The sequence below is a fragment of the Synechococcus sp. Cruz CV12-2-Slac-r genome, assembly GCF_024346075.1.
Lineage (GTDB): Bacteria > Cyanobacteriota > Cyanobacteriia > PCC-6307 > Cyanobiaceae > Synechococcus_D.
The window spans coordinates 23,187-33,347 of the sequence record NZ_JAGQEK010000006.1 but is presented as its reverse complement, the minus strand read 5'-3'; the positions used below and the strand labels follow the sequence as shown (position 1 = coordinate 33,347).

Sequence of the window (10,161 nt, the reverse complement as noted above, 5' to 3'; positions counted from 1 at the left end):
AGGCGTACCCCCGTACCCTCCAGCTGCTTCACCAGTGCGGCAGTAGCTGTAGCAATACCGGAGAGCCGCATCGCCAGATTTAGGGCAGTGCGTTCCGCCGCCACCATCGCAGTAGCAGCACCTTCAATTTCTAGAACCCGTTGGCCTGCAGTAATTGCATCTCCATCATTAACTAGCAACTGAATTTTTAAGCTTGGATCTAAACAATGAAAGATTGTTTTTGCCAAACTGCCTCCGCAAAACACCCCGGCTTGTTTTGCAAGCCAATGGGCCTCACCACTGCAACCAACCAGGGCGGCAGCGCTGAGATCACCGCGGCCAAGATCTTCATTAAGCCACTGCTGCATTTGTTGCTGCAAAGCTGGAGTGATTGCAAGGTGAGCCAAATAGTTAGGGTGCAGAGGGTTTTGTTTGGTTGCGTTTTCTACGGCATTTTTCGGAGCAATAGAGCACTTCATCCCATACATTTTCCCATTTTTTGCGCCATTGAAAAGCTAAACCGCAAACTTTGCAAATCTTGGTTGGCCTATTTAAGTGATGGGGCATTTTGCTAATTTTATGCTCAGATTATAATCTGAGTTAGGTCTTTATAAATTTTAGCTAGTTTCTTAAATTTTTCTGTTCTTAGCAACCCCCCAGCCTTACAGCGTTAATGCTGGTTGTAGTGGATCGATCGATTTATTTTGGGAAGCATTGATTGGCTTTGGTTAATACATCCTGTTTTAGCAGTGGTACTCATCTATCCATTGATTGGTGTGGTGGTGAGGCTAGGGGTGCAAGCCCGCCAGAGGCGAGTGGCAGGAGCAAACCTTCCTGTGAGCACCGGCCGCGACCACAGTGATCTTGGCCAGTGGCTTTCCCTTGGCGTTGTGGCAATTTGCTTAATTTCTCTCACGGTGGTAATCGCCACAGCTAACCCTGTTGCTGAATTCAAAGGTGGAGTGGCCCGCGCTATTGAATTGCTATTGGTACTAGTAGGAACAAGTATTTGTTTACTGGCTCTTTGGCGCTCCAGCAGCAAGCCACTACGCCTCATCTTTGCTTTCATCACCTGGGCTGGGGTGCTTGGTTTAGGTGCCCAACCGGAAGTGTGGCGTTTAAGTGATAACCCATTGAAAATTGAATTCTGGCAATCCCATTACTGGGCTGGGGTGGCGGTGGTGGGATTGATGTTGTTTTCACTTGGGGCACGGCAAGAAATTCTGCGCCAACTTCGCTGGCGGCGAATTCATGTAGCCGCAAATCTCCTTGTGGCATTGCTATTTGTGATTCAAGGAATAACAGGTACCCGCGATTTGCTTGAAATACCCTTGAGATGGCAGAAGCCCGCTCTGGCTGCCTGCGATTGGAACGCACAGATTTGCTTAGCTCCAAAGCGGTAATTTTGCGGAGGTTTTTATTTGCCAATGCAGAATTTAGAGAAAACGCGATCTAGAACAGCTTCTGATATCTCCGCTCCAGTTATTTCACCTAATTGGCTTATGGCATCGCGCAGATCAATGGTCCAAAAATCCCACGGCAGCCCATTAGCAGCTGCATCTAAACAACGCGCTAACGCATGTTTTGCAGAAGCTGCTAAATCCTTTTGCCGATGATTTAAGGCAACTTCTAACCCTATTCCCTCTCCGCAATAGCCGCAGGTTGTTAATAATTCTGATTTGAATTGTTTCATGCCCTCACCTGTTTGGGCACTTATTTTTACATTTGCCGGCCCGGCTTCTTTTGCTTCACCTAAATCTAGTTTATTTCCCACAATTAGCAGATGTATTTCCTTTGGAATTTCAATTTTTAGGCTTTCATCATTAGGAGTCCAGCCGATGTGGATATTGTAAACCAAAATTACTACATCTGCGCTTGCAAGGGCTTTGCGGCTGCGTTCAATACCCAGTTGTTCAACTATATCTTCACTTGAGCGAATCCCCGCTGTATCAACCAAGCTGATCGGCACCCCATCAATAACTAAATCAACATCAAGTAGATCGCGGGTGGTGCCGGCTTGATCCGTAACTATTGCCCTTTCATTTCCACATAGGTGATTAAGCAAACTGCTCTTCCCCACATTGGGACGGCCCACAATTGCCACCCGCAGGCCCTCCCGCAGCAACTGCCCCTGGCTGGCTGCTGCAATTAGTAATTGCAATTCTTCTGCAACATTTTTTAGCTCTGTTGCAACCGCCTGAGGATTTAGGGCTGGTAGATCTTCTTCAAAATCAACCCGCGCCTCTAATTCAGCTAATTGATCCAGAAGCCGTTGCCTAAGCGCTTCTATTTTTTCTTGCACGCCACCGGCAAGGCCCGCCATTGCTAGTTGGGCAGCGCGCCCACTGCGGGCCGTGATCAGATCAATTAGCGCTTCTGCGCGAGTGAGATCTAAGCGACCATTCAGAAAAGCTCTTTGGCTAAATTCCCCTGCCTTGGCCCGTTCGGCGCCAGCGGCTAGCACAAGATCCAGCACCCGCTGCACCACCACTACACCGCCATGGCAATGGAGTTCCACTACGGTTTCACGGGTGAAGCTGCGGGGTGCCCGCATCAAAAGCAGCAGGGCTTCATCAATGCGTTCTCCAGTAGCGGGATCGCACACATGGCCATAAAGCACCCTGTGGCTATCCCATTGCTGCTGGCCAGCGCTAACAAATAATTTGCGTCCAATCTTTTCTGCTTCAGAGCCACTGATGCGCACAATCGCAATACTGCCCTCTCCCGCCGCTACCGCTGTTGCAATAGCGGCAATCGTGCTGCTGTTATTCATGGCCCTGTTGCCATTTGGCGAGCGCTTGCGACCAATAAATGATTAAAACAGTGCCGCCCCCCAACACAACAGCAGTGATAACACCGCAGATTGCTCTGCTTTCTGGTATCAACACTGTTCTCACAATGCCATAGGGAACTAGCGTTATCAGCTGTAATCCCAGTGCTACCAATGCTAAAACAATCCCCCAGCGCCGTTGCAGCAACAGTGCAATACAGGCGGTAATGCCGATGATCAAGGCTGGCAACCATCCCGCTAAAGCCACTACAAATGTGGCAACGTGCATGGAATCAGGCGATGTTACTGAAAGCCTTATTGCAACTCCAGCTGCAATAAGGCCAAATAAATTAAGCACTAAGCCTAATACTGCTAATTTAAGATTGTTTTGAACTGTTATCAGCCGATTCATCGGTAAAATGGCAGATTTATACTAATATTTCACACGGCTGCAAGATCTGCCCAGCTAGATCGCAAAAGTTTTGTTTGCGCTGCTCGCTAATTCACCTTTTTATTTCAAGCAATGATTCCAAAATTTAAGCTTCCAGCAATTTCTGGTAATGAAGCTGAACTGCTTGAGTTGCTTCAACAAGATCAGCCTGTATTTATAAAGAATTCCAAGTTTGATTTTTCGCAAATTAATTCTGCTTTTTGCTGCGCATTGCATATGCACCAGCCAACGATTCCGGCCGGTGTAGATGGAAGCCTAATTTCGCATTTACAATATATGTTTGAACATCCAGGCGAAGGGGATAATCATAATGCAGAATCTTTTGCTAATTGTTATAAACGCCTTGCGGAAATAATGCCTGAATTGATAGATGCCGGATGCAATCCTCGAATAATGTTGGATTATTCTGGAAATCTGCTCTGGGGATTTGAGCAAATGGGTCGTGTTGATATTTTAAATGCACTTAAATATTTAACCTGCGACCCAAGCCTTCAGCCCCATGTGGAATGGCTTGGCACCTTTTGGAGCCACGCGGTTGCGCCCTCCACTCCTATACCAGATCTAAAACTTCAGATCACGGCTTGGCAGCATCACTTTGCAGCTTTATTTGGCAATGATACATTGCAACGGGTGAAGGGCTTCTCAGCCCCAGAGATGCATTTACCTAATCATCCAGATACGCTATATGAATTTATAAAGGCTTTAAAGGAATGTGGCTATCGCTGGTTACTGGTGCAGGAACATAGCGTTGAGAATTTAGATGGCAGTTGCTTGAATCAATCCCAAAAATATATTCCAAATAAATTGATAGCGCGGAATTTTAAAGGCGAATCAGTTTCAATTACAGCATTAATTAAAACCCAGGGCTCCGATACAAAACTTGTGGGTCAGATGCAGCCCTGCTATGAGGCTCTGGGGCTAGCTAAACAGGCAATTGGCGATATGAAAGTTCCTGCTTTGGTTTCACAAATTGCTGATGGTGAAAATGGTGGAGTGATGATGAATGAATTCCCCCAAGCTTTTATTCAGGCTCATCAGCGCATCGCCACGCAAAGCTCAACAGTAGCTATTAATGGCACTGAATATTTGGAGCTACTAGATGCTGCTGGTGTGCAGGAGGATGATTTGCCAATTATTCAAGCCGTGCAGCAGCATAAGCTGTGGCAGCAGATTGATAATCAATTACCACCAGATACCAGCGCAATGGTTGGTGCCTCCTGGACAAATAATTTAAGTTGGGTGGAAGGTTATGCGAATGTATTGGAGCCGATGAATCAACTAAGTGCAAAATTTCACCAATTGTTTGATCATCTGGTAATTACAGATCCAGAGATTACAAAAACATCTAAATATCAAACTGCACTATTGTATGTTTTATTGCTGCAAACTAGTTGCTTCCGTTATTGGGGCCAAGGCGGCTGGACTGAATATGCAACAGAGATTTATCGAGCCGGGGAAGAAGCGTTAGCGGAGATTTGAAAATGATGCTTCAATATTCTTCGACTTTAGCCACCAATTCCTGTGCGTGCAATATCTAATACATCAGCCATTGAGCGAATCTGGCTTATCGTTGATTGCAACTTACTTGCATTATCTAATTCAATACGTAGATCAATGCGGGCGGGCTTCCCAAAAGCAGTGCGCACCCTGGCATCGCTTACATTGATACGGCTATCGGATAATTGCATGAGAATATCTTTTAATATCCCAACCCTATCTAATACCTCAATTCGTAATTGAGTTGGGTAGTTGCGGCGATGATCTCCAGTATTTGGATTCCAACGCACAGGTAGCCGCCGTTCAGCTGGAGTTTGAGCCAAGTTGCTGCAATCTTGGCGATGGATTGTGATGCCGTGATTTCCTAAAGCCACAGCACCCATTATTGTTTCACCCGGCAATGGGCAACAGCAGCCGCCAAGGCGATATTCCAAACCTTCTACACCAAGAATTGGGCTGCCATTTATGTTGTTGCTTCTAACTTCTGTCTGTTCAGATAGATTTTTTGCTAATTCTTCATTGCTAACCTCAGGTAACTTGGCTGCTTCCTGCAATCTGAGCTCTTCCCGCAGGCGATTTGTTACTTGATGTTGGGTAACACCTCCAAAACCTAAGGCAGCTAAAAGGTCATCTACATTGCCAAGATTGCAACGCTTACTAACGCGAGCCATCGCTTCACTATGTATCAAGCTTTCAAGCCCATCACGGCCCAGCTCCCTTTCAAGAATCTCTTTACCCCTAATAATATTTTCTTCGCGATGGCTTTTTTTATACCACTGACGAATTCGTTCTCTTGCGGTAGGGGTGGCAACAAAATTTAGCCAATCGAGGCTTGGATGTGCACTTTTGCTGGTTAATACTTGAACAAAATCGCCATTTTGTAATGGGGTTGTGAGATTGCAAAGGCGATCATTAATACGCACTCCTTGGCAGTGATTACCCACCTCACTGTGGATTCGATAGGCAAAATCAACAGCCGTTGAACCCTTACGTAAACCTATAACTTCACCTTTTGGCGTAAATACAAACACCTCTTCATCAAATAGATCTTCTTTGATAGATTTCAAATAATCGTTGTGATCTTGCCCGCCACCTTCCTTTTGCCAATCCACAAGTTGTCTTAACCAATTAAAGCGTGCCATCTCATCGCCATCGGCAGGTGAGCCACCTTCTTTGTATTTCCAATGGGCTGCGATTCCGTATTCCGCTACATGATGCATATCCGATGTGCGTATTTGCACCTCAATCGGTCTATGTCTGCCGATTACAGCTGTATGGAGTGATTTATAACCATTTGGTTTAGGTAGGCCGATATAATCTTTGAAACGCCCTGGTATAGGCCGAAAAGTATCGTGCAATACAGCTAATGCGCGGTAGCAATTTTCAACAGATGAGGTAACAATTCTTAGAGCTGCCACATCATAAATTTCATGAAAAGCTTTCTGTTGGCGTTGCATCTTGCTCCATATTCCATATAGATGTTTTGGTCTACCAACAACATCACAATCACTTAATCCGGAAGCTTCAAGTTTATTTTTTAGCAATTCAACAGTCGCTGCTAAACGATCTTCGCGATCGCTGCGTTTGCTTGCTACCTCCTGTTGAATTTGGCGAAATGCATCCGGTTCAAGCACCTTAAATGCCAGATCCTCTAGCTCCCACTTGAATCGTCCGATGCCAAGACGGTTTGCTAGTGGGGCATAAATATCACGGGTTTCTGTTGCAATGCGATGTTGTTTGTCTGGCTTTAACGCACTAAGTGTTCGCATATTATGTAAACGATCAGCTAATTTAACTAATACAACTCTGATATCACTAGCCATTGCTAAAAACATTTTACGTAGATTTTCTGCCTGTGCTTCTGTGCGGTTTGTGAAGTGAATTCCGCCTAACTTTGTTACCCCCTCAACTAAACCTCTCACCTCAGCGCCAAAATGCGCTTCTATTTCGTTAAGTGTTACACCAGTATCTTCCACCACGTCATGTAAGAATCCTGCGGCTATTACCGCGGCGCTGCCGCCGATATCCCTTAATAAATCGGCAACCGCTACTGGATGAATAATATAAGGCTCTCCGCTCGCTCTTACTTGGCCTTGATGCAGTTGATAAGCAAAATCGAAGGATAAAGCCAGCAGTGCTTCTGGATCTGTTGGGCAACTATCGCCACTGCCAACAGGCACATTAGCGATGCATTTTTTTAACCAATCGGGCAGCTTGATGTTGTAGCTGCTTGAGCAGCGGATCCTTTCAGGCAGTGTTACTGCCTCGATACCGCTTACCAGATCAGCTGTTTTTAGCATTAATCGATCGGATTACAGCCATGCTATGCAGCATCGGGGTAAAAACCCCATTACTAAAGCTTTAATCCTCTATGGAAGCAGCTTCAAATCAGTTGGTGCTCCAGCTAAACCAATTGGTGGTGGCTTACCCCAGTTGCAGCGAACCCACCCTGCAAGGGCTAACGCTTCAGTTGAGCAGAGGTGAGCGTGTTGCCTTGGTGGGCCCTTCCGGTTGCGGCAAGAGCACAGTTGCTAAAGCGGTGTTACAGCTTCTCCCCCCTGGCAGTAAAAGCAGTGGTGGTTTGCTCTTGTGTAATCAAGATCCCAGAATCCTGCGGCCCAAGGCGCTGAATAAATTGCGTGGTGAAGCGGTGGGTTTGGTATTTCAAGATCCAATGACTCGCCTAAACCCGTTATTAAGTATTGGCGGTCATTTAACTGACACCTTGCGGGCCCATCGCCCTGGTGTTGCTCGCGAACAGGTGCGCCAGCGGGCCGAAGATCTACTGCAACGGGTGGGCATCACAGCTGATCGTTTTAACAGTTACCCCCATGAATTCAGTGGTGGGATGCGTCAGCGGGTGGCAATTGCCCTTGCGATGGCCCTCAATCCCCCTTTGGTGATCGCCGATGAACCCACCACCAGCCTTGATGTGGCTGTGGCTGCCCAGGTAATGGCCGAACTCTGCAGCCTTTGCGCTGAATTGGGCAGTGCGTTGCTATTGATTAGCCACGACCTTGCTTTGGCTGGGAAATGGTGTGAACAAATGGCTGTGCTGGAGCAGGGGCGTTTGCTAGAGCAGGGTTCAGTTAATCAGGTGCTGCAAAACCCCCAGCAACCTCTCACTAAACGTTTGGTGGCGGCGGCGCGGCGGCGGGAAGGGGGCGATACCCCCCAATCGCCAGAAGCGGCAGTGGTATTGGAATTACATCAGGTGCGCTGTTGGCACCGGCTTCCCTCTCTGCCGTGGCGTTCCCGTTGGCTCAAATCCGTTGATGGGGTTTCACTGCGGCTCCATGCCGCTGAAACCCTTGGGTTAGTAGGCCCTTCCGGCTGTGGGAAAAGCACTCTTTGCCGTGCCTTGATGGGCTTAAACCCGTTGCGGGGCGGGGAGGTGCTGTTGCTTGGTAAGCCTTTAGCAGTGGCGCGCCAGAGGATGCAGATGGTGTTTCAAGATCCGCTGGCTTGCCTTAATCCTGTAATGGATGTTCAGCGCGCTATTGCTGATCCTCTTTTGATTCACCGTATGGCTTCAAAAGCTGCAGCTCGCAGCATGGCTTTGGCCTTGATGGATGCTGTGGGTTTGCCCGCTAGTTTTGCTTCGCGTTTGCCGCGTGAGTTATCCGGCGGCCAACAACAAAGGGTGGCAATTGCCAGGGCCCTTATTTTGAAACCAAGTGTTTTGTTATGTGATGAATCAGTGAGTATGTTAGATGCAGAAATTCAAGCTGATGTTTTGGAATTGCTGCGCGATCTGCAGCATCAATTTGGTTTGGGAATTATTTTTGTAACCCACGATTTAGGTTTAGCTAGCGGATTTTGCCATCGTTTAATTATTTTAAATCAAGGCAAGATTGTTGAGGAGGGGCCCGGGGATAAGTTGTTGCGAAATCCGCTTGCAGAGATCACCAAACAATTGGTAGCAGCCTCCCCAAGACTGCCTCAACTGGTGGTTTAGATGGTTCAACTGCAAAGGCTGCTTTCACTTTTTAGTTTGGTGAGTGAGCCTTAAATGTTTAAGCAATCGCTCGAAACTCCCCGGCAGGGGGGCTTCAAAAATCATCCTTTCCCCCGTAACCGGATGGTTTAAGCCAAGCTCCACCGCATGTAGTGCTTGGCCAGGTAGTTCAACGGGCAATTTGCGGCAACGGCTGTAATTAACATCGCCCACCATTGGATGCCCGATGTGGGCGCAATGCACTCGGATTTGATGGGTGCGGCCGGTATCCAGCTTGAAGCGCAAAAGGGAATAGTCGCCAAACCGCTCTAGCAAGCGCCAATGGGTGCAGGCATAACGCCCTTGCTCGTCTGCAACTACCGCATACTTTTTGCGATCGATCGGGTGGCGACCGATCGCGCCCACCACAGTGCCCTCTGTAGTTTTTGGTGCCCCATGTACCACCCCCAGATATTCCCTTGAGGCAATCCGCTGCTGAATTTGAATTTGTAATTTCACCAGCGCTTCTTGGCTTTTGGCAATCACGATGCAACCGGTGGTGTCTTTATCAAGGCGATGCACGATGCCGGGCCGCATTTCACCGCCGATACCGGGTAGATCAGGGCAATGGTGCAGCAAGCCGTTAACTAATGTTCCTGTTTTATTACCTGGCGCTGGATGCACAGTGATCCCGGCAGGCTTATTTAACACAATTAAATGTTTATCTTCAAATAACACTTCTAGTGGTATTGCTTCGGGTTTTAGATATTCAAGTGGTTCTGGTGGTGGCATCCATAACTGCACTAAATCGCCCTGGCGCAGGGGGGTTTTAGCTTGGCCGGTAACACCATTTACCTCAACGTAACCGGCATCAATAAATTTTTGGATGCGGGCGCGGCTTTGTTCTGGCCGTTGGCTAACAAGCCAACGATCCAAACGCATCGGTAGTGGTTTTGGATATGTAAACCCTAGTAATTCGCCTTCCCCTTGGCCAAATCCCAATTTGTTTTCTGCATGACCCATGCGGCAACGCTATAGGTAAAGCGGGCGATAATAAATCTATGGTGATTGTTTCCTGCTGCGACTGGCACACTCCCCAGGCATTTGTGCTGCCGGAGATGGGCCCTGGGCTAGATGCGGTTGCTCTGCAGCAGTTGGAAAAAGCTCTACTCAACATCAGTTGTGATCCTTCAGTGCAAGCACTGGTGGTATTTGGCTCAAGGGCTGCTGGCACAGCACGTAAAGACTCGGATTTAGATCTACTTGTTATTAGTCGTATTTTGCACTTAGAGCCCACAACAAAGGTTGAAATTTGGTGGAATCATTACCGCAAACTTCAAGGATTAACTCTCGAAGTTGATTTAATCGTAAGCGGAGTTTCGGATGCAGATAAATTAGCGGGCTCCCGCTGGCATGTGATCGGTCATGCCGCCCGCACCGGCAAAATCGTTTGGGTGGCATCCCCATGTGCTTAAGCGCTAAATCTCAACCCGAACTATCCTGATGAGGAATGGGGTTTTACCGTTC

The 10,161-nt window shown here is 47.5% G+C and carries 9 protein-coding genes and 1 pseudogene; 4 read left to right on the top strand and 6 right to left on the bottom strand.

Annotated elements, in window-relative coordinates; all coding sequences use genetic code 11:
• Together KB557_RS01485 and KB557_RS01480 are read right to left on the bottom strand one after the other, a co-directional pair.
• Positions 1-347: pseudogene (locus tag KB557_RS01485) on the bottom strand (nicotinate-nucleotide diphosphorylase (carboxylating)); the annotation flags it as partial.
• 43 nt (positions 348-390) lie between these two features.
• Positions 391-546 carry a DUF2256 domain-containing protein gene (locus tag KB557_RS01480; RefSeq protein ID WP_255131028.1) on the bottom strand — a complete coding sequence of 52 codons (156 nt, stop codon included), beginning with the start codon at positions 544-546 and terminating at the stop codon, positions 391-393.
• A 137-nt stretch (positions 547-683) separates the two neighbouring features.
• Between KB557_RS01480 and KB557_RS01475 the strand changes: the two genes are divergently transcribed.
• Positions 684-1,382 carry a DUF4079 domain-containing protein gene (locus KB557_RS01475; protein ID WP_255131027.1) on the top strand — a complete coding sequence of 233 codons (699 nt, stop codon included), beginning with the start codon at positions 684-686 and terminating at the stop codon, positions 1,380-1,382.
• Positions 1,383-1,396: 14 nt separating this feature from the next.
• Here KB557_RS01475 and mnmE read toward each other — a convergent pair whose 3' ends face one another.
• Together mnmE and KB557_RS01465 are read right to left on the bottom strand one after the other, a co-directional pair.
• Entirely contained in the window at positions 1,397-2,752 is a 1,356-nt protein-coding gene (gene mnmE / locus KB557_RS01470; protein WP_255131026.1) for a tRNA uridine-5-carboxymethylaminomethyl(34) synthesis GTPase MnmE, read from the bottom strand.
• Positions 2,745-3,161, bottom strand: coding sequence for a Hepatitis C virus core protein (locus tag KB557_RS01465; RefSeq protein ID WP_255131025.1), 417 nt, complete (start codon positions 3,159-3,161; stop codon positions 2,745-2,747). Before KB557_RS01465 ends, mnmE begins: the two co-directional genes overlap by 8 nt.
• A 111-nt stretch (positions 3,162-3,272) precedes the next feature.
• On the opposite strand from KB557_RS01465, the gene KB557_RS01460 reads away from it, so the two are divergent.
• Positions 3,273-4,679, top strand: a complete 1,407-nt coding sequence (locus KB557_RS01460; protein WP_255131024.1) for a glycosyl hydrolase family 57 — start codon at positions 3,273-3,275, stop codon at positions 4,677-4,679.
• A 26-nt stretch (positions 4,680-4,705) separates the two neighbouring features.
• On the opposite strand, the gene KB557_RS01455 is transcribed toward KB557_RS01460, so the two are convergent.
• Positions 4,706-6,997: a bifunctional (p)ppGpp synthetase/guanosine-3',5'-bis(diphosphate) 3'-pyrophosphohydrolase gene (locus KB557_RS01455; RefSeq protein ID WP_255131023.1), complete on the bottom strand. Its 2,292-nt coding sequence runs from the start codon at positions 6,995-6,997 to the stop codon at positions 4,706-4,708.
• A gap of 71 nt (positions 6,998-7,068) precedes the next feature.
• Between KB557_RS01455 and KB557_RS01450 the strand changes: the two genes are divergently transcribed.
• Positions 7,069-8,655, top strand: a complete 1,587-nt coding sequence (locus tag KB557_RS01450; protein WP_255131022.1) for an ABC transporter ATP-binding protein — start codon at positions 7,069-7,071, stop codon at positions 8,653-8,655.
• A 24-nt stretch (positions 8,656-8,679) separates the two neighbouring features.
• On the opposite strand, the gene KB557_RS01445 is transcribed toward KB557_RS01450, so the two are convergent.
• A complete protein-coding gene (locus KB557_RS01445) occupies positions 8,680-9,657 on the bottom strand; it encodes an RluA family pseudouridine synthase (protein WP_255131021.1) in 978 nt (325 codons plus the stop codon).
• A gap of 38 nt (positions 9,658-9,695) precedes the next feature.
• Here KB557_RS01445 and KB557_RS01440 point away from each other — a divergent pair, with 38 nt between their 5' ends.
• A complete protein-coding gene (locus KB557_RS01440) occupies positions 9,696-10,109 on the top strand; it encodes a nucleotidyltransferase family protein (RefSeq protein WP_255131020.1) in 414 nt (137 codons plus the stop codon).
• Positions 10,110-10,161: the final 52 nt, after the last annotated feature.

Excerpts from the sequence above, each read along its gene's own strand:
- KB557_RS01480 (WP_255131028.1), bottom strand. The coding sequence starts at position 546 with ATGCCCCATCACTTAAATAGGCCAACCAAGATTTGCAAAGTTTGCGGT.
- mnmE (WP_255131026.1), bottom strand. The coding sequence starts at position 2,752 with ATGAATAACAGCAGCACGATTGCCGCTATTGCAACAGCGGTAGCGGCG.
- KB557_RS01465 (WP_255131025.1), bottom strand. The coding sequence starts at position 3,161 with ATGAATCGGCTGATAACAGTTCAAAACAATCTTAAATTAGCAGTATTA.
- KB557_RS01460 (WP_255131024.1), top strand. The coding sequence starts at position 3,273 with ATGATTCCAAAATTTAAGCTTCCAGCAATTTCTGGTAATGAAGCTGAA.
- KB557_RS01455 (WP_255131023.1), bottom strand. The coding sequence starts at position 6,997 with ATGCTAAAAACAGCTGATCTGGTAAGCGGTATCGAGGCAGTAACACTG.
- KB557_RS01450 (WP_255131022.1), top strand. The coding sequence starts at position 7,069 with ATGGAAGCAGCTTCAAATCAGTTGGTGCTCCAGCTAAACCAATTGGTG.
- KB557_RS01445 (WP_255131021.1), bottom strand. The coding sequence starts at position 9,657 with ATGGGTCATGCAGAAAACAAATTGGGATTTGGCCAAGGGGAAGGCGAA.
- KB557_RS01440 (WP_255131020.1), top strand. The coding sequence starts at position 9,696 with ATGGTGATTGTTTCCTGCTGCGACTGGCACACTCCCCAGGCATTTGTG.